Origin of the sequence: Pseudomonas parakoreensis (genome assembly GCF_021602155.1) — a bacterium.
GTDB classification, from domain to species: domain Bacteria; phylum Pseudomonadota; class Gammaproteobacteria; order Pseudomonadales; family Pseudomonadaceae; genus Aquipseudomonas; species Aquipseudomonas parakoreensis.
The window spans coordinates 95494-118006 of the sequence record NZ_BQHY01000006.1; the positions used below are offsets into that span (position 1 = coordinate 95494).

The 22513-nt window shown below is 59.6% G+C and carries 18 protein-coding genes; 10 read left to right on the forward strand and 8 right to left on the reverse strand.

Features of this window, described 5'->3' with window-relative positions; genetic code table 11:
• The first annotated feature begins 14 nt into the window (after positions 1-14).
• A complete protein-coding gene (locus L6D63_RS10870; RefSeq protein WP_047296675.1) occupies positions 15-509 on the forward strand; it encodes a GreA/GreB family elongation factor in 495 nt (164 codons plus the stop codon).
• On the opposite strand, the gene gdhA is transcribed toward L6D63_RS10870, so the two are convergent.
• Positions 506-1843, reverse strand: coding sequence for an NADP-specific glutamate dehydrogenase (gene gdhA, locus L6D63_RS10875; RefSeq protein ID WP_131671581.1), 1338 nt, complete (start codon positions 1841-1843; stop codon positions 506-508). The genes L6D63_RS10870 and gdhA overlap by 4 nt on opposite strands.
• A gap of 373 nt (positions 1844-2216) precedes the next feature.
• The gene (gene ettA / locus L6D63_RS10880; RefSeq protein WP_047296679.1) at positions 2217-3881 is read right to left on the reverse strand and encodes an energy-dependent translational throttle protein EttA; all 1665 of its coding nucleotides are present in this window, start codon (positions 3879-3881) and stop codon (positions 2217-2219) included.
• A gap of 286 nt (positions 3882-4167) precedes the next feature.
• Between ettA and L6D63_RS10885 the strand changes: the two genes are divergently transcribed.
• From L6D63_RS10885 to L6D63_RS10915, 7 genes are all read left to right on the forward strand, one after another.
• Positions 4168-8016 carry a sensor domain-containing protein gene (locus tag L6D63_RS10885; protein WP_121187282.1) on the forward strand — a complete coding sequence of 1283 codons (3849 nt, stop codon included), beginning with the start codon at positions 4168-4170 and terminating at the stop codon, positions 8014-8016.
• 237 nt (positions 8017-8253) lie between these two features.
• The gene (gene glyA / locus L6D63_RS10890; protein ID WP_041065242.1) at positions 8254-9507 is read left to right on the forward strand and encodes a serine hydroxymethyltransferase; all 1254 of its coding nucleotides are present in this window, start codon (positions 8254-8256) and stop codon (positions 9505-9507) included.
• A 226-nt stretch (positions 9508-9733) separates the two neighbouring features.
• Positions 9734-10306: a hypothetical protein gene (locus tag L6D63_RS10895; RefSeq protein WP_236170327.1), complete on the forward strand. Its 573-nt coding sequence runs from the start codon at positions 9734-9736 to the stop codon at positions 10304-10306.
• Between the two features lie 83 nt (positions 10307-10389).
• Positions 10390-10944, forward strand: a complete 555-nt coding sequence (locus L6D63_RS10900; RefSeq protein WP_095668275.1) for a hypothetical protein — start codon at positions 10390-10392, stop codon at positions 10942-10944.
• Between the two features lie 267 nt (positions 10945-11211).
• Positions 11212-12525: a C4-dicarboxylate transporter DctA gene (locus tag L6D63_RS10905; protein WP_095668274.1), complete on the forward strand. Its 1314-nt coding sequence runs from the start codon at positions 11212-11214 to the stop codon at positions 12523-12525.
• An 84-nt stretch (positions 12526-12609) separates the two neighbouring features.
• Complete coding sequence (locus L6D63_RS10910; RefSeq protein ID WP_047296689.1) at positions 12610-13314, forward strand: FadR/GntR family transcriptional regulator; 705 nt, start codon at positions 12610-12612, stop codon at positions 13312-13314.
• Positions 13315-13337: 23 nt separating this feature from the next.
• Positions 13338-14048 (forward strand): GntR family transcriptional regulator, encoded by a 711-nt coding sequence (locus L6D63_RS10915; protein WP_131671579.1) that lies wholly within the window; start codon positions 13338-13340, stop codon positions 14046-14048.
• Between the two features lie 122 nt (positions 14049-14170).
• On the opposite strand, the gene yjiA is transcribed toward L6D63_RS10915, so the two are convergent.
• The 3 genes from yjiA to L6D63_RS10930 form a co-directional block, all read right to left on the reverse strand.
• Positions 14171-15142, reverse strand: a complete 972-nt coding sequence (gene yjiA, locus L6D63_RS10920; protein ID WP_131671578.1) for a GTPase — start codon at positions 15140-15142, stop codon at positions 14171-14173.
• Positions 15143-15305: 163 nt separating this feature from the next.
• Entirely contained in the window at positions 15306-15503 is a 198-nt protein-coding gene (locus L6D63_RS10925; protein ID WP_003228401.1) for a YbdD/YjiX family protein, read from the reverse strand.
• Between the two features lie 15 nt (positions 15504-15518).
• The gene (locus L6D63_RS10930) at positions 15519-17585 is read right to left on the reverse strand and encodes a carbon starvation CstA family protein (RefSeq protein WP_131671577.1); all 2067 of its coding nucleotides are present in this window, start codon (positions 17583-17585) and stop codon (positions 15519-15521) included.
• 159 nt (positions 17586-17744) lie between these two features.
• Here L6D63_RS10930 and L6D63_RS10935 point away from each other — a divergent pair, with 159 nt between their 5' ends.
• Positions 17745-18113: a PilZ domain-containing protein gene (locus L6D63_RS10935; RefSeq protein ID WP_095668271.1), complete on the forward strand. Its 369-nt coding sequence runs from the start codon at positions 17745-17747 to the stop codon at positions 18111-18113.
• Between the two features lie 130 nt (positions 18114-18243).
• On the opposite strand, the gene radA is transcribed toward L6D63_RS10935, so the two are convergent.
• The 3 genes from radA to katB are packed head-to-tail and all read right to left on the reverse strand — an operon-like array spanning position 18244 to position 21792.
• Positions 18244-19611 (reverse strand): DNA repair protein RadA, encoded by a 1368-nt coding sequence (gene radA, locus L6D63_RS10940; protein WP_003228407.1) that lies wholly within the window; start codon positions 19609-19611, stop codon positions 18244-18246.
• 43 nt (positions 19612-19654) lie between these two features.
• Complete coding sequence (locus L6D63_RS10945; RefSeq protein WP_131671576.1) at positions 19655-20191, reverse strand: ankyrin repeat domain-containing protein; 537 nt, start codon at positions 20189-20191, stop codon at positions 19655-19657.
• A gap of 59 nt (positions 20192-20250) precedes the next feature.
• Entirely contained in the window at positions 20251-21792 is a 1542-nt protein-coding gene (gene katB / locus L6D63_RS10950; protein WP_131671575.1) for a catalase KatB, read from the reverse strand.
• Between the two features lie 286 nt (positions 21793-22078).
• On the opposite strand from katB, the gene mscL reads away from it, so the two are divergent.
• Positions 22079-22492 (forward strand): large-conductance mechanosensitive channel protein MscL, encoded by a 414-nt coding sequence (mscL, locus tag L6D63_RS10955; RefSeq protein WP_115986790.1) that lies wholly within the window; start codon positions 22079-22081, stop codon positions 22490-22492.
• Positions 22493-22513 lie beyond the last annotated feature (21 nt).

The window sequence follows — 22513 nt, forward strand, 5'->3', positions numbered from 1 at the left end:
CACAGGAGGACACCATGAGCCGCGCTTTCGTCAACGAAGACAATGCCGCTGCGCAAGCCGACCAGCCCGTCGAACGGCAGGTCAGCGCGCAGCCCAATTACGTCACACCGCAGGGGCTGGCGCAGCTGCAGGCCAAAGTCACCGAGCTGCAAGCCCTGCACGCTGAACAATCGGCCAAGGGCGAACAGGCCGACAAGCAGCGCCAGGCTGATCTCGAAAGAGATTTGCGCTACTTCAACCAACGCCTCACCAGCGCGCAGGTCGCTGCCCCCGCGACCTCTACCGAAAAAGTGCAGATTGGCAGTTGGGTGACCTTTGCCGACGAGCACGACACCGAAAGTCGGGTGCAACTGGTCGGCGAAGATCAGGCCGACGCCAGTCAGGGCCTGATCAACTGGGGCTCGCCGCTGGGCCGGGCGCTGCTCGGCGCCCGCCTCAATGACGAGGTGCTGTGGCAGCGCCCCGCTGGCGATCAGGTGATTGAAGTGATTCGCATCGAACCGGCTTAAACCACGCCTTGGGCCAACATCGCATCGGCGACTTTGACGAAGCCGGCGATGTTCGCGCCTTTGACGTAGTTGATCCGCCCGTCCTCTTCGCCGTAATGCACGCAAGCGTGGTGGATCGACTGCATGATCGCGTGCAACTTGCTGTCCACCTCGCCTGCGGTCCACAGCAGGCGCATGGCGTTTTGCGACATTTCCAGCCCGCTGACCGCGACCCCACCGGCGTTCGACGCCTTGCCCGGGGCGAACAGAATGCCGGCCTCGATAAAGATATCCACAGCCTCCAGCGTGGTCGGCATGTTTGCGCCCTCGGCGACGCACACGCAGCCGTTGCGTAGCAGTGTGCGCGCGGCGTTGGCGTCGAGTTCGTTCTGCGTGGCGCACGGCAACGCGATGTCGCACGGCAGCGACCACGGCAACTGCCCGGCGCGGAACTCCAGACCGAACGCCGCGGCCAGTTCGCTGATGCGTCCGCGTTTGACGTTTTTCAGTTCCAGCAGCGCCAGCCACTGTTCTTCGCTCAGGCCCGATTCGCAATACAACGTGCCTTCGGAGTCGGACAGGGAAATCACCTTGCCGCCCAGGTCCATGACCTTGCGCGCCGCGTACTGGGCGACATTGCCGGAACCGGAGATCGCCACGCGTTTGCCTTCGACGGTCTGTCCGCGGCGCTTGAGCATTTCTTCGGCGAAGTACACGCAACCGAAACCGGTGGCTTCCGGGCGAATCAGACTGCCGCCGTAGGTCATGCCTTTGCCGGTCAACACGCTGGTGAACTGGTTGCTCAGGCGTTTGTACTGGCCGAACAGGAAGCCGATCTCCCGCGCCCCGACACCGATGTCGCCAGCCGGCACATCGACGTCCGCGCCGATGTGGCGGTACAGCTCGCTCATGAACGCCTGACAAAAACGCATCACTTCAGCGTCGCTCTTGCCCTTCGGATCGAAATCCGAACCGCCCTTGCCGCCGCCCATGGGCAATGAGGTCAGAGAGTTCTTGAAGGTTTGCTCGAAGGCGAGAAACTTCAGCACGCCCAGATTCACCGAAGGATGGAAACGCAAGCCGCCCTTGTACGGGCCGATGGCGCTGTTCATCTGGATGCGGAAACCGCGATTGACCTGGACCTTGCCCTGATCGTCGACCCACGACACGCGGAACACAATCGCCCGCTCCGGCTCGCAGATACGTTCCAGAATCCCCGAGGTCAGGTAGTGCGGATTGGCTTCGAGAAACGGCCACAGACTGCGCAGGACTTCTTCGACGGCCTGGTGGAATTCAGGTTGATCCGGGTCGCGTTTTTTCAGGCGGGCGAGGAAGGATTCGACGGATTCGATCATGGGAAAAGTCTCGGCAAATTTATTGTCGTTGGAAGCGATTGAGCCGGACTGTAACAAACGAATTGCGCACAGGAACAGCGCAAAATGTCGCAGTTATGAAATTAAATGGTGCACAGGATATAAATCAGGCGGTTTTTTGATCTGATTTTGCACCTGAATGGGGAGATCAGATTGAAGTGATGCACCAACAGTTACACCGCTATCGCTGGCAAGCCAGCTCCCACAGTTTTCGCGGCGTCCACACATTCCAGGTACAACAAAAAACCTGTGGGAGCTGGCTTGCCAGCGATGAAAGCACCCGGTATTGCTGAAGAAACCCAGGCAAAAAAAAACGGAGCCCGAAGGCTCCGCTTTTTCATCCAACCAACCCGAATCAGGCCAGTTTCTTGTGGCGGACCCGGTGTGGCTGGGCCGCCGCTTCGCCAAGACGCTTTTTGCGGTCGGCTTCGTACTCGGTGTAGTTGCCTTCGAAGAACACCGCTTGCGAGTCGTCTTCGTACGCCAGGATGTGGGTCGCGACGCGGTCCAGGAACCAGCGATCGTGAGAGATCACAATGGCGGCGCCCGGGAAGTCCAGCAGGGCTTCTTCCAGGGAACGCAGGGTTTCGACGTCGAGGTCGTTGGACGGTTCGTCGAGCAGCAGGACGTTGCCGCCCTCCTTCAGGGTCAGCGCCAGGTGCAGACGACCGCGCTCACCACCGGACAGGTCCTTGACGAACTTCTGCTGATCGCCGCCCTTGAAGTTGAAGCGACCGACGTAGGTGCGCGACGGGATCTCGTAGTTGCCGATGCGGATCTGGTCGGAACCATCGGAGATCTGCTGGAACACCGTCTTGCTGCCGTCGAGGTCTTCACGGCTCTGGTCAACACAGGCCAGTTGCACGGTTTCACCGACTTCGATGCTGCCCGAATCCGGCGTTTCCTTGCCCATCAGCATGCGGAACAGGGTCGATTTACCGGCACCGTTACCACCGATCACGCCGACAATAGCGCCCTTCGGCATGGAGAACGACAGGTTGTCGATCAGGACGCGATCGCCGTAGCCCTTGGTGACGTTCTTGAATTCAATGACCTTGTCGCCCAGACGTGGACCGGCCGGGATGTAGATCTCGTTGGTTTCCGAACGCTTCTGGAATTCCTGCGATTGCATTTCTTCAAAGCGTGCCAGACGAGCCTTGGATTTCGACTGGCGGGCCTTGGCGCCTTTGCGCACCCACTCCAGTTCTTCCTTCATGGCTTTTTCGTGAGCCGACTGCTGCTTGGATTCCTGGGCCAGACGATCGGACTTGGCTTCCAGCCAACCCGAGTAGTTGCCCTCGTAAGGAATGCCCGCGCCGCGGTCGAGTTCCAGAATCCAGCCGGCGACGTTGTCGAGGAAGTAACGGTCGTGCGTGATCGCGACCACGGTGCCCGGGAAGTCGTGCAGGAAGTGCTCCAGCCACGCCACGGAGTCAGCGTCCAGGTGGTTGGTCGGTTCGTCGAGCAGCAGCATGTCCGGAGCGGACAGCAGCAGGCGGCACAGGGCCACGCGACGTTTTTCACCACCGGACAGGTGTTCGACCTTGGCGTCCCAAGCCGGCAGACGCAGCGCATCGGCGGCGACTTCCAGTTGACGCTCCAGGTTGTGACCATCGCTGGCCTGCAGGATCGCTTCGAGCTTGGCCTGTTCGGCAGCCAGTTTGTCGAAATCGGCATCCGGATCGGCGTAAGCAGCGTAGACCTCGTCCAGACGCGCTTGCGCGTCCTTGATCACGCTGACCGCTTCCTCGACCACTTCACGCACGGTCTTGGTCGGATCAAGTTGTGGTTCTTGCGGCAGATAACCGATGTTCAGGTCCGGCATCGGACGGGCTTCGCCCTCGAACTCGGTGTCGACGCCGGCCATGATTTTCAGCAGCGTGGACTTACCCGAACCGTTGAGGCCGAGTACGCCGATCTTGGCGCCGGGGAAGAACGACAGCGAAATGTTTTTCAGGATTTCCCGCTTCGGCGGAACAACTTTGCCCAGCCGATGCATGGTGAAGACGTATTGAGCCATGGAGAACCTTGGGTCAGTGACAGATGAATGATTGGAGCGCAGGCGATGCCCGGCCAGACCGATGCGCGTCGTTCACTTGATGGTCATCAATGCGTGCGCGCTGAAAAAGTCTGAGTCTAGGAGCTGGAACGCTCCCGCGTAACCGGCAAAGCTACCTGAATGACGGAAGGCAGTCCAGCCGAGTGGGGCTGGCACTTCGCCACAACTCAAGGCATGCTAGCCGCCCTTCGGGCGTCCGGCTTATAGTGCACGTCGCGCCAGTCCAGCCAAACCGCAGGATTTCAGCTTGTCCAACGTTACCCCGCCAGCTTCTGTGAGCGCGTCCAATCCGGGGACCGGCTCGCCCCTGCGCGGAACATTGAAGGGTGCCTTGGCGACGCTGGTACTTTTGCTGCTGGCATTGCTGTTCTGGCAGTTGCTCGACCAATTGCGCGAGACCCAGAAAAACCAGCGCCAGTACACCATCGACTACACCGCCGACCTCGCCTCGCAGGTCAGCCTGAACATGTCGCTGAATGCGCAAATCGCCCTCAACCTGCTACCGATCGTCGAACAGCCGCAGTCGTCCGACGAACAGCAGGCGCTGCTGCGCAAGCTCCAGCAATCGCTGCCGGACGTGCGCAGCCTGGCCCTGCTCAGCCCGTCCGGGAAAATCCTCAACGACAGCGCCAGCGACAGCCACGACGCCGATTACCTCGCTGAACTGGTGCGCCGCAGCCGCGCCCAGGCGCATTACTTCAGCAACGCCGACGACGGCTCGGTGGTGCATCTGTTATTGCATCAGGCCAGCGGCAGCACGCGCGGCTACTGGGTGTTGCGCCTGACCCCGACCTTCTTCGACTCGCTGACCCAGCAGGGTGAAACCGGCATCCGCCCGTTGTGGCTGGTTGAAAACCGCCTCAACCACCAGATCATCAGCCGCGACGAAGCGCTGTCTTCAGCCAGGCCCGGCGTGCTGAGCCCCGACGACCTGGCCAACACTGTATTAACCGTACCGCTGAGCAGCAGCGACTGGCAGTTGCGCGGGCTGTTCGACCGTCAGCGGGTGCTCGAAGAACTGCTGCCAGCGTTTATCGGCAAATGCCTGCTGGGCCTGGCGTTCTCGATGTTGCCGGTGATCGCGCTGCTGAACATGCGTCGCCGCCAGCGCCAGTTGCATGAAGGCCGCCGGCGTTATCAGGACATCTTCGAAGGCACCGGTGTTGCGCTGTGCGTGCTCGATCTGTCCGGCCTCAAGCAAGTGTTCGACAAGGCGCAGATCCAGACCAGCGACCAGCTCAAGGCCTGGCTCGACCAACCGGCCCAGCGCCAGCAACTGCTGCAAGAACTGCGCGTCACCGAGGTCAATCAGGTCGCGCTGCAACTGCTCAATGTCCATTCCTGCGAGCACGCCTGGCAACTGCTGATCGACGGCCAGCCGCACAGCCAGTGCGCCATCGGCAACCAGGTGCTCGACGCGGTTCTGCAGCAACAGAAACAACTGGAACTGGAAATCAGACTGCCAGACATCAACGGTCGCGATCAGCACCTGTGGATGGTTCTGCGCCTGCCTGAGGAGCTGCACGACTATAAAGCGGTGATCCTCAGCATCAACGACATCACCAGCCGCAAGCTGATCGAACTGTCGCTGCTGGAGCGCGAAGGCTTCTGGTCGGACGTGGTGCGCACGGTGCCGGATCATCTGTATGTGCAGGACGTGATCAGCCAGCGGATGATCTTCAGCAACCATCACCTCGGCCAGACCCTCGGTTACAACCGCTCCGAGCTGCACCAGATGGGCGAGTACTTCTGGGAAATCCTCCTGCACCCGGAAGACGCCGACTATTACCACCGCTCACGGCAGATGCAGCGGCACGCCGGTTACAGTCAGTTGCTGCAATGTCAGCTGCGCTTCCGCCATCGTGACGGCAAGTGGCGGCGCTTCGACATTCGTGAGCAAGCGCTGGCCCGTGACAAACACGATCAGGTCACGCGGATCATCGGCGTGGCCAAGGACATCACCGAGCAGATCGAGGCCAGTGAATCGCTGCGTGACAGCGAGCAGCGCTACCGCATGCTCGCCGAAAGCATCAGCGACGTGATTTTCTCCACCGACAGCAAGCTGTCGTTGAACTACGTCAGCCCGTCGGTGCAGGCGGTGCTGGGTTACGACGCCGAGTGGATTTTCCAGAACGGCTGGCAATCGACCATCGCCAACCCGCAACAACTGAGCGGCATCTATTCCCTGATGGACCGGGTCAGCAAAGCGCTCGACAAGCCTGAGCAACTCGCACAGCTGCGAAGCCAGGTGCAGACGCAGATGTTCCTGTTCGACTGCCTGCGTGCCGACGGTCGCAAGATCCCGATCGAGCTGCGCTTGGTGCTGGTGTGGGACGAACACGGTGCCTTCGAAGGCGTGCTCGGTGTCGGTCGCGATATCAGTCAGCAACGCCGCGCCGAAAAAGACCTGCGTATGGCGGCCACGGTATTCGAGCACTCGACTTCGGCGATCCTGATCACCGACCCCGCCGGCTATATCGTGCAGGCCAACGAAGCCTTCAGCCGGGTCAGCGGTTACGCGGTGTCGGAAGTGCTCGACCAGTTGCCGAACATGCTCACCGTCGACGAGCAACAGGACGCGCACCTGCGTTACGTGCTCAAGCAACTGCATCAGCACAGCACCTGGGAAGGCGAAGTCTGGCTCAAGCGGCGTAACGGCGAGCATTACCCGGCATGGGTCGGCATCACGGCGGTACTCGACGATGAAGGCGACCTCGCCAGTTACGTGTGTTTCTTCAGCGACATCAGCGAGCGCAAGGCCAGCGAACAACGCATTCATCGCCTGGCCTACTACGACGCCCTGACCCACCTGCCGAACCGCACGCTGTTCCAGGATCGCCTGCACACCGCGCTGCAATCGGCCGAGCGGCAGAAGTCGTGGGTGGTGTTGATGTTCCTCGACCTCGACCGCTTCAAACCGATCAACGACTCCCTCGGCCACGCCGCCGGCGACCGCATGTTGAAAGACATGGCCACGCGCCTGCTGGCCTGCGTCGACGAAGACGACACCGTGGCGCGCATGGGCGGCGACGAGTTCACCCTGCTCCTGCAACACCGCTCCAGCCGCGAAATGGCGCTGAACCGGGCGATTCATGTGGCCGAGCAGATTCTCGCCAGTCTGGTGCGCCCGTTCGTGCTGGAAGGCCGCGAGTTCTTCGTCACCGCCAGTATCGGCATTGCTTTGAGTCCGCAGGACGGCAACGAACTCAGCCAGTTGATGAAGAACGCCGACACCGCGATGTACCACGCCAAGGAGCGTGGCAAGAACAACTTCCAGTTCTATCAGGCCGACATGAACGCCAGTGCGCTGGAGCGTCTTGAGCTGGAAAGCGACCTGCGCCATGCGCTGGAACAGAACGAATTCGTCCTGTATTACCAGCCGCAATTCAGTGGCGACGGCAAACGCCTGACCGGCGCCGAGGCGCTGCTGCGCTGGCGTCATCCGCGTCGCGGGCTGGTGCCGCCGGGAGATTTCATTCCGGTGCTGGAAGAGCTCGGTCTGGTGGTCGACGTTGGCGACTGGGTGATCAGCGAAGCCTGCCGCCAGCTCAAGACCTGGCATCAGAACCGCGTGCGCGTGCCGAAAGTCTCGGTGAACATCTCGGCGCGGCAGTTCTCCGATGGCCAGCTCGGTACACGCATCGCCACCATCCTGCGGGAAACCGGGCTGCCACCGGCGTGCCTGGAACTGGAGCTGACCGAAAGTATCCTGATGCGCGAAGTCAGCGAGGCGATGCAGATTCTCGCCGGGCTGAAAAACCTTGGCCTGAGTATCGCGGTCGACGATTTCGGCACCGGTTATTCATCGCTGAACTACCTCAAGCAGTTCCCGATCGACGTGCTGAAGATCGACCGCACTTTCGTCGACGGCCTGCCGTCCGGCGAACAGGATGCGCAGATCGCCCGTGCGATCATCGCAATGGCCCACAGCCTCAATCTGGCGGTGATCGCCGAGGGCGTGGAAACCCATGAGCAACTGGACTTCCTGCGCGAGCACGGTTGCGATGAAGTGCAGGGCTATCTGTTCGGCCGACCGATGCCGGCGAGCCGGTTTGAAGCGCAGTTCAGCAATGATGCGCTGTTCATGTTTGACTGAAGAAAAGATCGCAGCCTTCGGCAGCTCCTACAGGGATTGATGTCGGTCACAGTATTCGCAATCAGCCCCGATTACTGTAGGAGCTGCCGAAGGCTGCGATCTTTTCAGGCCGGCAAAAGCACCGCACATCTGTCATGAACGCCACTTGTCTGCGACATGATGTCGTTTCATATGCCATCCAAAACCCATTGGGTTAGAATGCCCCCCTTTTCTGCCCCCCGATCCTTGAGGACCGCCATGTTCAGCCGTGATTTGACTATTGCCAAGTACGACGCCGATCTCTTTGCCGCCATGGAGCAAGAAGCTCAGCGCCAGGAAGAGCACATTGAGCTGATCGCTTCGGAAAACTACACCAGCCCTGCGGTGATGGAAGCTCAAGGCTCGGTTCTGACCAACAAATACGCCGAAGGCTATCCGGGCAAGCGCTACTACGGTGGCTGCGAGTACGTTGACGTCGTTGAACAACTGGCCATCGACCGCGCCAAAGAGCTGTTCGGCGCCGATTACGCCAACGTTCAGCCGCACGCCGGCTCGCAAGCCAACGCCGCTGTTTACCTGGCCCTGCTGCAAGGTGGCGACACCATTCTGGGCATGAGCCTGGCCCACGGTGGTCACCTGACCCACGGCGCCAGCGTGTCCTCCTCCGGCAAGCTGTACAACGCCGTGCAGTACGGCATCGACGCCAATGGCCTGATCGACTACGACGAAGTCGAGCGTCTGGCCGTTGAACACAAGCCGAAAATGATCGTGGCCGGTTTCTCTGCCTACTCGCAGATTCTCGACTTCCCACGCTTCCGCGCCATCGCGGACAAAGTCGGTGCCTACCTGTTCGTCGACATGGCTCACGTGGCCGGTCTGGTCGCCGCTGGCGTCTACCCGAACCCGGTGCCTTTCGCTGACGTGGTCACCACCACCACGCACAAGACCCTGCGCGGTCCACGTGGCGGTCTGATCCTGGCGCGCGCCAACGCCGACATCGAGAAGAAGCTGAACTCCGCAGTATTCCCGGGCGCCCAGGGTGGCCCGCTGGAACACGTGATCGCCGCCAAGGCGATCTGCTTCAAGGAAGCACTGCAGCCTGAGTTCAAGGCTTACCAGGAACAAGTGGTGAAGAACGCCCAGGCCATGGCCGAAGTGTTCATCGCGCGCGGTTTCGACGTGGTTTCCGGCGGTACCAAGAACCACCTGTTCCTGCTGTCGCTGATCAAGCAGGACATCTCCGGTAAAGACGCCGACGCCGCGCTGGGCAAAGCGTTCATCACCGTGAACAAGAACTCCGTGCCAAACGACCCACGATCGCCGTTCGTCACCTCCGGCCTGCGCTTCGGTACTCCGGCTGTGACCACCCGTGGCTTCAAAGAGGCAGAGTGCAAAGAGCTGGCCGGCTGGATCTGCGACATCCTGGCTGACCTGAACAACGAAGCGGTGATCGATGCCGTTCGTGAGAAAGTCAAAGCCATCTGCAAGAAACTGCCGGTATACGGCGCTTGATGCGACGTTAAACCTGCAGCATGAAAAACCGGCCAAGTGATTGGCCGGTTTTTTTTCGTCTGCGTGAAAGTCGCTGCCGCCTCACTTAAAACTTGAAACAACAACTTCAAAGAAAAACAGGACATCAACAAAACCTAGCTGTTAGTGTTAAAAACAGAACGCGCAACAGCAACTAAAAATCCACACAAAACGAAGAAACACCCATCAAAAACTCAAGGAAGAGTTCATGACAACGAACAGGCAAAAGTCATTTATCGCAACATTAATGCTGGACCAGCACCACCTGAATATCCTGGGAGCGCTTTATGAAGAGCCGGCCTTGCGCACCGACAAATCATTTTCCGGCGGTTTTTACACCGGTACTCCCAGATTAATCGATGATGCCCACCTATTGGGTTGCCGCTTCCAAAGGGAAGTAACAAACGTACAACCCATGAACATTTATTTCCGCTGTACTGATGACTATTACCACCTTTACATACGCGATCACGCCACGCACACAGGATATTGCCTGAGCAAGGATCGCGCCGGGGTGTTAGGGGCTTTTCTGCCGGCGGGCAGCGATACCACCTCTTTCAACTTGCTGAGCCACGATAACCGGATCATCACCCTGCAGGATATGGGCGGTGATCGTCAGCGAGTGCGACTCAAGGCACGTAACGCCGGCCAGATCACAGCGTTGCGTCGACGAGGCGCACCCTACATTTATATGGCCGAGACGGATAACACAGGCCTGCCGTTCACACTGAAAATCATCGAGCGCAATGCATCGTTTCTCAGTGATCCCAACGAAATCTGACATCAACATTTCAGCATTCAACACTTACGCCACTGAACAGCCCGGCTGTTTAGTTATCAGCATTCAAAAGATCGAGTAATACCATGAGCACCAATCAGGAAAAATCCTTTATTGCAACATTGAGCACTCGCTATGGCTATCCACACTTTCCCAAGTTGACGTATGGCAGAAAGGTCACGACTCCACGTCCCGATTATGAAGCCTTTACGTTTTCCCACCACCTGGATGTTTCAAACTATCTCTTTCTCAAGCCAGATGTTGCACCGGACGCACTGACCCTTTACTTCCGCTGCCTTGATGACTACTACACTATTTATATCTTTACGCCGGGCGAGTACTACTACAGAACCATCAGCCGTGAAGAAAAAGACTTCCTGAACTCTTATGCAACCGAAGATGGGGACCAGACCACATTCAACCTGCTCAATGCCAAGGGCAATATCATCACGCTGGATCAGATCGACACGGATACGCCCACTGTCAGAATCCAGACCCGAGGCGGCGCGCTGTTGTGCGCCGGGCAAAGTCGTAACAAACATGATCCCAGAGTCGGCACGTTCGTCCGCACCAACTCGAACCGCAGCGCCGGTGTTCTCGACTTCAAGCTCAATATCCTGAAGCGCAACGCGCCTTACTGAGCAGATTGAAATCCGCCAGCGTCAGTACAAACCAGCCCGGCGCAACAGCGCCGGGCTGGTTTTTCGCGCGCGGGATCCACGGGATTATCGGGCAGGGCACCACTGGTCAGACCGGTCATGCCAATTTCCGCCCTGCCCCTTGTATTTCAGGAAATCCCGCGCGTAGACTGCGCCTGCACTGGACATACCGGTAAGACCACAATAATTAAGTCCTGAATCTGATGTGCTCCGCACACGGCAGCCAGGACACCGACCAGGATTCCTCCCATGCTCAGATGGTGCTCGCGTTCAATCTTCCTCCAAGTGGTTCTCGGACTGGTGCTCGGCATCATCTGCGGACTGACCCTTCCCGAATATTCCGCTCAGCTCAAACCCTTGGGCGACGGCTTCATCAAACTGATCAAGATGCTGATCGGCCTGATCGTGTTCTGCGTGGTGGTCAGCGGCATCAGCGGCGCAGGGGATCTGAAGAAGGTCGGGCGTATCGGCCTCAAATCAGTGATCTACTTTGAAGTACTGACCACCATCGCGTTGGTGATCGGTCTGGTGTTCGCGTTCAGCACCGGGATCGGCAGCGGCGCGAATATCCATCTGGAGCAGTTGTCCGCCGCTGACATGGGCGACATCGCCGAACGCGGCCAGCACATGCACACCACCACGCAGTTCCTGATGGACCTGATCCCGACCTCGGTGCTCGGCGCCTTTGCCGACAACAACATCCTGCAAGTGCTGCTGTTCTCGGTGTTGTTCGGCAGCGCACTGAATCTGGTGGGTGAAGCGGCCTCGGGGATCTCGCGACTGATCAACGAACTGAGCCATGTGATCTTCCGGATCATGGGCATGATCGTGCGTCTGGCACCCATCGGCGTGTTCGGCGCCATCGCCTTCACCACCAGCAAGTACGGCCTCGATTCGCTGCAGCACCTGGGCAGTCTGGTCGGTTTGTTCTACCTGACCTGCGTCGCGTTCGTCAGCGTGATCCTCGGTGTGGTGATGCGCGCCTCGGGCCTGCGCCTGTGGCCATTGCTCAAATATCTGCGTGAAGAGCTGCTGATCGTCATGGGCACCGCCTCCTCCGATGCCGTGCTGCCGCAGATCATGCGCAAACTCGAACACCTGGGCATCGGCAGCTCGACCGTCGGGCTGGTGATTCCCACCGGCTACTCGTTCAACCTCGACGGTTTTTCGATCTACCTGACGCTGGCCATTGTGTTCATCGCCAACGCCACCGGCACGCCATTGGCGATGACCGACCTGCTGACGATTCTGCTGGTGTCGCTGATCACCTCCAAGGGCGCCCACGGCATTCCCGGTTCGGCGCTGGTGATTCTGGCGGCAACACTGACAGCGATCCCGGCGATTCCGGTGGTCGGGCTGGTGCTGGTGCTGGCGGTGGACTGGTTCATGGGCATCGGCCGGGCGCTGACCAACCTGATCGGCAACTGTGTCGCCACCGTGGCCATCGCCCGCTGGGAAAAGGACATCGACGTACAGCGCGCAAACAAAGTACTCAGCGGTCAGCAGGGCTACACCTTTCAACCGCGTAAAACCGGAACTCCGGCGCACCAGCAAGAGTTCTGATTTTCAACCCCGCAGGAGCTGCCGCAGGCTGCGATCTTTTGATCTTGTTTGCGGCATCCCCTATGGGCTTACGGAGCTAGACAAGTGATCACCACATCAACCGTCGTCAACTCAGTCGTAGAAAAACTGCGCGCCGCCCTCGCCCGTGGTCAGTGGCGCTCCGGCGACATGCTGCCGGGCCAGCGCGAACTGGCCGAACAACTGGGCATCAGCCGTCCGAGCCTGCGCGAAGCGGTGATCGTTCTGGAGACCCTGGGCCTGGTCCGTTCGATGCCGGGCAAAGGCGTGGTAGTGCTCGACGCCCAGCTCAGTGACAGCCAGAGCCACGACAGCGCGGTCGCCGGCGCCAGCCTCGAAGACGTGCTGCAACTGCGCTACACCCTTGAGCCGTTCATTGTCGGCCTGGTCGCGCAGTCGATCAGCAGCAAAGAGGTCGGGCAGTTGCGCCTGACCTTGATGGACATGCGCGAAGCCCTTGACGCGGGCGACAGCGAAGCCGGCGTCAGCGCCTACATCGCCTTCCACGAAGAGCTGTTCACCCTGACCTCGAACCCGATTTTCCAGAGCGTGGTGCAACAGACCAGCAATGCCCTCAAGCAAAGCGCCGAAGTGCTGCGCAATTCGCCCGAGCATCTGGCCGAGCGCCTGGAAGAAAACGAAGCGGTGGTGCGCGCGATCCGCAGCAAGAACAGTGCTCAGGCCAGCGCCGAAATGCGTCGGCACATCCTGCGCGAAGGCCAGCGGATGGGCATCGAACTGAATATCCCGGAAGACAACCTCAGCCACTGAATGCTTCACACTGGAGACCGGCCATGAACAGTCTTGCCACGTCGCCGCACACTCGTCAGATGTCGGCACCTCTGCCCTTCTCCCGCCTGCGAGCGCCGGCAGATGCTCTGTACCCGCGGCTGTTCGAGGCGATTCTGGACCGGCGAATCGACCCGGCCAGCCGTTTCACCGAAGACAGCCTCAAGCAGATGTTTGGCGTCAGCCGCGCCGATGTACGCCGGGTACTGACGCAGTTGTCCCATGAGCAGGTGATTGTGCTGCGTGCCAATCATCGGCCGCGGGTCGCCGCACCGGATGCAGAACAGACCCGACAAACCCTGCACGCTCGGCGCCTGACCGAAGCGACGCTGGTGCGTCTGGCTTGTCAGAATGCGTCAGCGGAGGGTTTGAAACGCTTGCGCACGCTGGTCGAACGCGAACGCCTGGCCGTGGTTCAGGAGCGGCGTGCGGCGGCAATTCGTTTGTCCGGAGAGTTTCATCTGCAGTTGGCACAGATGGCGGGGAATGCACCGTTGGCGCATTTCCTTGGCAGCCTGGTGCCGTTGACGTCGCTGGCGATTGCGCGGTGTCAGCACCAGACGCATAGTTGTTGCGCATGGCAGGAGCATTTGGCGCTGCTTGAGGCGGTTGAATGTGGAGATGGGGTCAAGGCCAGTCTACTGATAAACCGGCATTTGGATGATCTGGAGCAGACGCTGCTGGAGCCAACCGTCAAGCATTGCGTTGTCGGTTGAATCGCCATCGCGGGCAAGCCCGCTCCCACAGGGTTATTGTCGTTCACAAATCATGTGTACACCTGTAAACCTGTGGGAGCGGGCTTGCCCGCGATGGCGTCAGCCCTGACACCGAAGAACCATCAGGCAGAAGCCATTTTGGCAAACCCCGCCCGGATCTTCTCTTCCGGCAAATCATCGGCAATAAACACGATCACGCTTTCCCGCGCCTCACCCTCGGCCCACTCGGTGTCCCAGTCGAAACCGTAGAGTTTCAGTACGCCCTGAAACACCAGCCGGCGATCCTCGCCAGCGATGTTCAACACTCCTTTGTAACGCAGCAATTGCTTGCCGTGCTCTTCCAGCAACTCATTCATGAATTCGCTGAGCCGATCGATATCCAGCGGCTGGTCCGTGCGCAGTACCAGGCTGGAGATGCGATCGATGGAAGGCGCCTTGCTCACCGGACGCAGACTGACCCCGCCACCCAGATCGGCATTGAGGTTGAAACCCCGCACATCAAGCAGTTGCGCCAGATCGATGTTGCCGTGCTCGACCACGCGGATCGGCGCACGGCGGTTGATCCGCGTCAGGCGTTCGCTCAGTGCATTGAACGTCGGCTCATCCACCAGATCAGTCTTGCTGACCAGCAAGCGGTCGGCAAAACCGATCTGCGCCTGGGCAATGGTCTGGGTCAAGTGCAGGTCGGCGTGGGCGGCGTCGACCAATGTGATGATGCCGTCGAGCAGATAGCGCTCACGCAATTCTTCGTCGATGAAAAAGGTTTGCGCCACAGGCGCTGGATCGGCCAGCCCGGTGCATTCGATCACCAGCCGGTCGAAGGCGATTTCGCCGCTGTCCAGGCGTTCGAGCAGCAGGTACAGGGCCTTGGTCAGATCAGTGTGAATGGTGCAGCAGACGCAGCCGTTGGCCAGGGTCATGACTTGCACCGGTTCATCGCCGAGCAACTGGGTGTCGATGCCGGCGTCGCTGAATTCGTTCTCGATCACGGCGATTTTCAGACCGTGCTCGGCTTTCAGCAGATGGCGCAGCAAGGTGGTCTTGCCGGCACCGAGGAAACCGCTGAGTACCGTTACGGGTATGGGAGAAGACAAAACAGATCCCCTTCATAAAATGAATGAACACACAAAAACAAATGTGGGAGCGAGCCTGCTCGCGAAAGCGGTGTGTCAGTCAAATCATTCATCAACTGACACTCCGTATTCGCGAGCAGGCTCGCTCCCACAGGGGGGATTGCATCAGCCGCAGGCTGTCAGCTCAACAGCACTTCGGCCCACCCTTGCCACCGTAACGCGCTTCCTGACGCTCGCGAAAGAACATCTCGTAGCTCATCACCGGTTTGTCCGGGTGTTTGGTTTGCATATGCTCGACGTAGGTGTCGTAGTCGGGCATGCCGACCATCAGGCGCGCGGCCTGACCGAGGTATTTACCGAGGCGACTCAGGTCATTGAACATGGTGCAATCCTCTGATTACGCGTCCGGCAGGGCCTGGAATGGTGATTCTTTATCCGTACGCTCTTTTTTGCCCCAAGCGGCAATGCCGACCTTGAGCGCATAGAACAGGATGCTGAAGACCACGAACAGGAACAGCGCGGTGAGCGTTGCGTTGGTGTAGGCGTTGAAGATCACGTGCTGCATCTGCTCGACGCTTTTTGCCGGTGCCAGCACCTGACCATTGGCCAGCGCATCGCTGTATTTCTTGGCCAGCGACAGGAAGCCGATCGCCGGGTTGGCGTCGAACAGCTTGATGAAGCCTGCGGTGGTGGTGCAGATCAACAGCCAAGTGGCCGGCAACAGGGTGACCCAGATGTAGCGCTGGCGCTTCATCTTGATCAGGACCACGGTGCCGAGCATCAGCGCGATACCCGCCAGCATCTGGTTGGAGATACCGAACAGCGGCCACAGGGTGTTGATGCCGCCCAGTGGATCGATCACGCCCTGATACAGCAACCAGCCCCACATCGCCACACAGCCGGCGGTGGCGATCAGGTTGGCGGTCCAGGATTCGGTACGTTTCAGCGCTGGCACGAAGGAGCCGAGCAGATCCTGCAGCATGAAGCGCCCGGCACGGGTGCCGGCGTCCACAGCGGTCAGGATGAACAGTGCTTCGAACAGGATCGCGAAGTGGTACCAGAACGCCATGGTGTTCTCACCCGGCAGCACACTGTGCAGGATCTGCGCGATACCGACCGCCAGGGTCGGCGCACCGCCGGCACGGGCCAGGATGGTGGTTTCGCCGATGTCATGGGCCACGGCTTGCAGGGCTTCCGGGGTAATTGCAAAGCCCCAGTTGCTGACTGCGGTTGCCACGGCCACCACGTCACCGCCGACCACGGCGGCCGGGCTGTTCATCGCGAAGTACACGCCCGGCTCGATCACCGAAGCGGCAACCATCGCCATGATCGCCACAAACGATTCCATCAGCATGCCGCCGTAACCGATGTAACGGGCGTTGGTTTCGTTATCCAGCAGCTTCGGCGTGGTGCCCGACGAGATCAGTGCGTGGAAACCGGATACTGCACCGCACGCGATGGTGATGAACAGGAACGGGAACAGACCGCCCTTCCACACCGGGCCGGTGCCGTCGACGAACTGGGTCAGCGCCGGCATTTTCAGCTCGGGCATGGTCACCAGAATACCGATCGCCAGAGCGATGATGGTGCCGATCTTGAGGAACGTCGACAGGTAGTCGCGTGGCGCGAGAATCAGCCACACCGGCAACACGGCGGCGACAAAGCCATAACCGATCAGCATCCATGTGATTTGCACACCGGTGAAACTGAAAGCCTTGGCCCACACCGGATCAGCGGCAATCTGCCCACCGAGCCAGATCGAACCGAGCAGCAGCAACACGCCGATGACCGAGATTTCGCCGATGCGACCCGGGCGGATGTAGCGCATGTAGATGCCCATGAACATCGCGATCGGGATGGTCGCCATCACGGTAAAGATGCCCCACGGGCTCTCGGCCAAGGCCTTGACCACGATTAGCGCCAGCACCGCAAGGATGATGATCATGATCAGGAAGCAGCCGAACAGGGCGATGGTGCCGGGGATGCGGCCCATTTCTTCACGGACCATGTCGCCCAGGGAACGGCCGTTGCGCCGGGTCGACATGAACAGGACCATGAAGTCCTGCACCGCGCCCGCCAGTACCACCCCGGCAATCAGCCACAACGTGCCGGGCAGGTAGCCCATCTGCGCCGCCAATACCGGGCCGACCAGAGGTCCTGCGCCGGCGATCGCGGCGAAGTGGTGACCGAAAAGAATGTGTTTGTTGGTCGGCACGTAGTCCAGACCGTCGTTGTTGAGCACGGCGGGGGTGGCCCGACGCGGATCCAGTTGCATCACCTTGTTGGCGATGAACAGGCTGTAGTAACGGTACGCAACCAGATAAATGGCCACCGCCGCGACCACGATCCACAAGGCGTTGATCGCCTCTCCTCGGCGCAATGCCACTACGCCCAGGGCGCACGCTCCTACGATTGCCAGCACTAGCCAGGGTAAGTGGCGTAGCAGGCTATTATTATTTTTCATTTTATTATTCCAGCCAGGGTGGACAAGAAAGACAGCCACCCCGAGTTTAGCGCTTACGGCGCCAAAGGCCATACCCCGACGTTGGTCTAGACGCCTTGTCGATTGGCAGTCACCCGCCGGTCGGGTCTATAGTCAGCGAACGCTTCCGAGGATTGCGCCATGAGCGAACACCCAGCCAATCGCCGTCGCTTCAAACGTATTGCGTTCGATGCCAGAACCGAGCTGAGTCAAGGCCAGTTCATCTGGCCGGTGAAATTGATCGATCTGTCCCTCAAGGGGCTGCTGATCGAGCGGCCGGAACCTTGGCTGGGGGACAAGGAACAGGATTTCTTCGTCGACATTCATCTGAGCGATGATGTGGATATCCAGATGGATGTGCATCTGGCCCATGAGGATCACGGGCAACTGGGGTTTGTCTGCCGGCATATCAGCCTGGAATCGATCCAACGCTTGCGGCGGTTGATCGAGCTCAACCTGGCTGACGAAGCCGAGCTTGAACGCGAACTGGGCGCACTGATCGAAATCTAGAAACCACTACAAATCCCTGTGGGAGCGGGCTTGCCCGCGAAGAGGCCGTGTCAGTCGACATTGATTTCGACTGACGCACCGCTTTCGCGGGCAAGCCCGCTCCCACAGGGTATGTGGCGTATCTGAAAGATTATTCGAACAATGCGTCGAGCGCCTGTTCGAGGCGGGTCACGGCAATGATCTGCAGCCCCGCCGGCGCCTCTTTCGGCGCATTGCCTTTGGGCACAATCGCGCGTTTGAAGCCATGCTTGGCCGCTTCCTTCAAGCGCTCCTGACCGCTCGGCACCGGGCGCACCTCGCCAGACAAACCGACTTCGCCAAACACCAACAGATCATGCGGCAACGGCCGGTTGCGCAGGCTCGACATCACCGCCGCCATCAAGGCCAGGTCGGACGCGGTTTCCAGCACCTTCACCCCGCCGACCACGTTGAGGAACACGTCCTGATCGTGAGTCGGAATGCCGCCGTGGCGGTGCAATACCGCCAGCAACATCGCCAAACGGTTCTGGTCCAGACCCAGCGTAACCCGACGCGGGTTGGCCAGATGGCTGTCATCCACCAGCGCCTGGACTTCCACCAGCATCGGCCGGGTGCCTTCCCACGTGGCCATGACTACGCTGCCCGGGACTTCCTCCTGGGCACGGGTGAGAAAAATCGCCGACGGGTTGGAGACTTCTTTCAGGCCCTTGTCGGTCATGCCGAAGACGCCGAGTTCGTTGACCGCGCCGAAACGGTTTTTCACCGCCCGCAGCAAACGCAAACGCCCGTCCGATTCGCCTTCGAAATACAGCACGGTGTCGACCATATGCTCCAGAACTCGCGGGCCGGCGAGCGCGCCTTCCTTGGTGACGTGGCCGACGAGAAAAATCGCCGTGCCGCTCTGCTTGGCATACCGCACCAGCAACGCCGCACTCTCACGCACTTGAGATACGCCACCCGGAGCAGATTGCAGCTGTTCGGTGAAAATGGTCTGAATCGAGTCGATCACCATCACCTTGGGCTTTTCCTGGCGGGCGGTGGCGATGATGGTTTCGATGCAGGTTTCGGTCATCACCCGCAGTTGATCCTGCGGCAGTCCGAGACGACGGGCACGCATGGCCACTTGTTGCTGGGATTCTTCGCCGGTGACGTACAGCGCCGGCATGCTCTTGGCGAGATTGCACAGTGTCTGCAACAGGATCGTCGACTTGCCGATGCCCGGGTCACCGCCGATCAATACCACCGAGCCGTCGACCAGACCGCCACCCAGGACCCGGTCCAGCTCACCGGACGCGGTAGAGAAACGCGGAATCTCTTCGATGCTGACTTCGGCCAGGGTCTTGATCTGCGCCTGCTGCCCGGCCCAGCCGGTACGCCCCGTGGGCGCCGTGGCGCCGCCGCTCTCGATCATGGTTTCGGTCAGGGTGTTCCAGGCGCCGCACTCGCCGCACTGGCCCGCCCATTTGGGAAAGGTTGCGCCGCATTCGGTGCAGCCGTACATGCGCTTGGCCTTGGCCATCTGGATCCCCCGGCAAAAACCGCGATGATAACGCAGCCACCGCTCAGCGCGGCACGGCGGTGCGGATTTCGCCGTTGGCCAGACGCGCGGCGCTATTGCCCAGCGGATCCTCGGCATTGAGGTCGGCGCCCTTGGCCTTGAGCGCGTCGAGCAGTTCGATGCGCTTGAACAACCCGGCGTACATCGCCGCAGTCTGGCCGGCGCCGTTGCGTTGATCGGGGCTGCAATCGGTGGCCATCAGTCGCCGGGCGATCTGCATCTCGCCCTTGAAGATCGCGCCCATCAGCGCCGTATTGCCGCGTTGATCCTGTGCACAGGCATCAGCCCCCGCCGCCAGCAATTGTTCAACTGCCGCCCCCTGGCCGTGGTACGCCGCCAGAATCAGTGCGGTGTAGCCCTTGCTGTCGCGGGTATCGAGGGAATAACCGGACTCGATGAAGGTCTCGAGCATCGGCACATCACCACGCCGGGCGGCATCGAAGTAGTAATCCTGCAACTGGGCCTTGATCGCCTCGGGGTTCTGTTCGGCCACCGCAGTCAACGACAAGCAACCGAGCAACAGTAAAAGGAAGGGACGCATAAATGCTCTCCTGGGCAGAACGGGGCCTGCATCAGGCCCCGCGTTGCATGGCGTCGAGATCAGTCGACCAGTTTCGCTGCCAGCGCCTTGACCCGGCTCAGATCACCCTTGGCCACTTTGGTCACGCCGGTGCCGTATTCCGGGTCAGCCTTATAAAGGAAGGACAGGATGATGTGCTTGCTCTCGTCATCGGTGGTCGCCAGCGAGCCGCCGAAACTGGCGATCAGGTCCTGACGCTCCTGCTGGCTGAACGAGCGATACAGATCACCGGCCTGCTTGAAGTTCTGCTCGCGCTGAATCTTCGCCTGCTGGGTGCTGCCGGACAGCGCCAGCTGGCTGTAACGCGCGCTTTGCGGCTCTTCACGCGGTTGCAGGCGACTTGGCTGATAGTTCACGCCAGACTGCGTAGCACCGAAGTTCAGCGCACCGTCCTGATTGCCATTGTTGACCGCAACTTTCGGCGCATTGATCGGCAGTTGCAGGGCATTGGCACCTAAGCGATACATTTGCGTATCGGCATAAGAAAACACCCGCCCCTGCAACAAACGATCTTCCGAAGGTTCGATACCCGGCACAACATTGGCCGGCGCCATCGCAACTTGTTCGGTTTCCTGGAACACATTGGCCGGATTACGGTTCAACACCATTTGTCCAACTTTTCGCTCAGGAATATTTGGCCAGATCTTGGTAGCGTCCAATGGATCGAAATCAAACTTGGACAAATCTTGCGGATTTAGCACTTGGATGTACAAGTCCCATTTCGGGAAATCACCCTTGTTAATATGGCTGACCAGATCATTAGTCATATGACTGTAATCCTTGCCCTGAACTTTCTCGACTTGTTCAGGTGTCAGGTTTTTGATGCCCTGCAAACTTTTCCAGTGAAACTTCACGTAGTGCACTTCGCCCTTGGCGTTCACCAACTTGTAGGCATGCACGCCATTACCGTCCATCTCGCGATAACTGGCCGGAGTACCCGAATTGGAATACAACTCGGTCAGCGTGCGGGTCGCTTCCGGCACGTGGGAGAAAAAGTCGAAACGACGCGAGTCATCGTCCAGGTTGGTACGTGGATCGGGTTTGAAGGCATGAACCATGTCCGGGAACTTGATCGCGTCGCGAATGAAGAACGTCGGGAAGTTGTTGCCCACCAGATCCCAGTTGCCATCGGCGGTGTAGAACTTGGTGGCAAAACCCCGTGGATCACGCAGGGTTTCCGGAGAGTGGTTGCCATGCACCACAGCGGAGAAACGCACGAACACCGGTGTGACCTGGCCGGCGGCGAATACTTTGGCCTTGCTCAAATCGCTGAGGTCGTTAGTCACGGTGAAGGTCCCGTGAGCCCCGGTGCCGCGGGCATGCACCACGCGCTCGGGAATGCGCTCACGGTCAAAACGCTGGAGCTTCTGGATCAGTTGCACATCCTGCAGCAACACCGGGCCGGTGGCACCGGCGGTCTGCGAATTCTGGTTGTCGCCGACCGCTGCCCCGTTATCCCGGGTCAGGGGTGCAGCGTGCACGGAGAAGGTCAGCAAGCTGGCGGCCAGCACGCCGAAAGTACGGCGATGGGGAAAAGCCCCCAGTCCAAGAGTGGAATTCATATCAGGTTCCTCTGGTTTTTTTGGGCGCATCCAGGTGCGCAAACCAGAGGCTAGAGGGCTATGGCGGTGAACATAAATAGAAAGTTCGTAACTCGACGATTGAAAAAAATGGCTTTGCGATCAGCGATTTACGGCGTATTTCGCGCGCGATTAGTGGCACTTTGCAAACTAATCGTTGATTCATGTGTCGATAAAAACGGGCATTGTAAGAAGGTGTTTCGCGCAGGACGCGTTTTGCTGATTTACACTGCGTACACCAAACTCATCTGTAACAAGGAAATAACCTATGGGCGTGCTAAGTGAGTTCAAGGCCTTCGCGGTCAAAGGCAATGTGGTCGACATGGCCGTCGGTATCATCATCGGTGCAGCCTTCGGCAAAATCGTTTCATCGTTTGTCGGCGACGTGATCATGCCGCCAATCGGCCTGTTGATCGGTGGGGTGGACTTCAGTGATCTGGCCATCACGTTGAAAGCCGCCGAGGGCAACGCCCCTGCCGTGGTACTGGCTTACGGCAAATTCATCCAGAGCGTTCTGGACTTCGTGATCGTCGCCTTTGCGATTTTCATGGGTGTCAAAGCCATCAACCGCCTGAAACGCGAAGAAGCCGTAGCCCCTTCCCTGCCGCCGGTTCCAACCAAGGAAGAAGAGTTGCTCGGCGAGATCCGCGATCTGCTCAAGGCGCAGAACAATCGGCCTTGACGGTTTCATGAATGAAAACGG

Coding starts and splice junctions, on each gene's coding strand:
- L6D63_RS10870 (WP_047296675.1), top strand. CDS start 15: ATGAGCCGCGCTTTCGTCAACGAAGACAATGCCGCTGCGCAAGCCGAC.
- gdhA (WP_131671581.1), bottom strand. CDS start 1,843: ATGATCGAATCCGTCGAATCCTTCCTCGCCCGCCTGAAAAAACGCGAC.
- ettA (WP_047296679.1), bottom strand. CDS start 3,881: ATGGCTCAATACGTCTTCACCATGCATCGGCTGGGCAAAGTTGTTCCG.
- glyA (WP_041065242.1), top strand. CDS start 8,254: ATGTTCAGCCGTGATTTGACTATTGCCAAGTACGACGCCGATCTCTTT.
- L6D63_RS10895 (WP_236170327.1), top strand. CDS start 9,734: ATGACAACGAACAGGCAAAAGTCATTTATCGCAACATTAATGCTGGAC.
- L6D63_RS10900 (WP_095668275.1), top strand. CDS start 10,390: ATGAGCACCAATCAGGAAAAATCCTTTATTGCAACATTGAGCACTCGC.
- L6D63_RS10905 (WP_095668274.1), top strand. CDS start 11,212: ATGCTCAGATGGTGCTCGCGTTCAATCTTCCTCCAAGTGGTTCTCGGA.
- L6D63_RS10915 (WP_131671579.1), top strand. CDS start 13,338: ATGAACAGTCTTGCCACGTCGCCGCACACTCGTCAGATGTCGGCACCT.
- L6D63_RS10925 (WP_003228401.1), bottom strand. CDS start 15,503: ATGTTCAATGACCTGAGTCGCCTCGGTAAATACCTCGGTCAGGCCGCG.
- L6D63_RS10930 (WP_131671577.1), bottom strand. CDS start 17,585: ATGAAAAATAATAATAGCCTGCTACGCCACTTACCCTGGCTAGTGCTG.
- L6D63_RS10935 (WP_095668271.1), top strand. CDS start 17,745: ATGAGCGAACACCCAGCCAATCGCCGTCGCTTCAAACGTATTGCGTTC.
- radA (WP_003228407.1), bottom strand. CDS start 19,611: ATGGCCAAGGCCAAGCGCATGTACGGCTGCACCGAATGCGGCGCAACC.
- L6D63_RS10945 (WP_131671576.1), bottom strand. CDS start 20,191: ATGCGTCCCTTCCTTTTACTGTTGCTCGGTTGCTTGTCGTTGACTGCG.
- katB (WP_131671575.1), bottom strand. CDS start 21,792: ATGAATTCCACTCTTGGACTGGGGGCTTTTCCCCATCGCCGTACTTTC.
- mscL (WP_115986790.1), top strand. CDS start 22,079: ATGGGCGTGCTAAGTGAGTTCAAGGCCTTCGCGGTCAAAGGCAATGTG.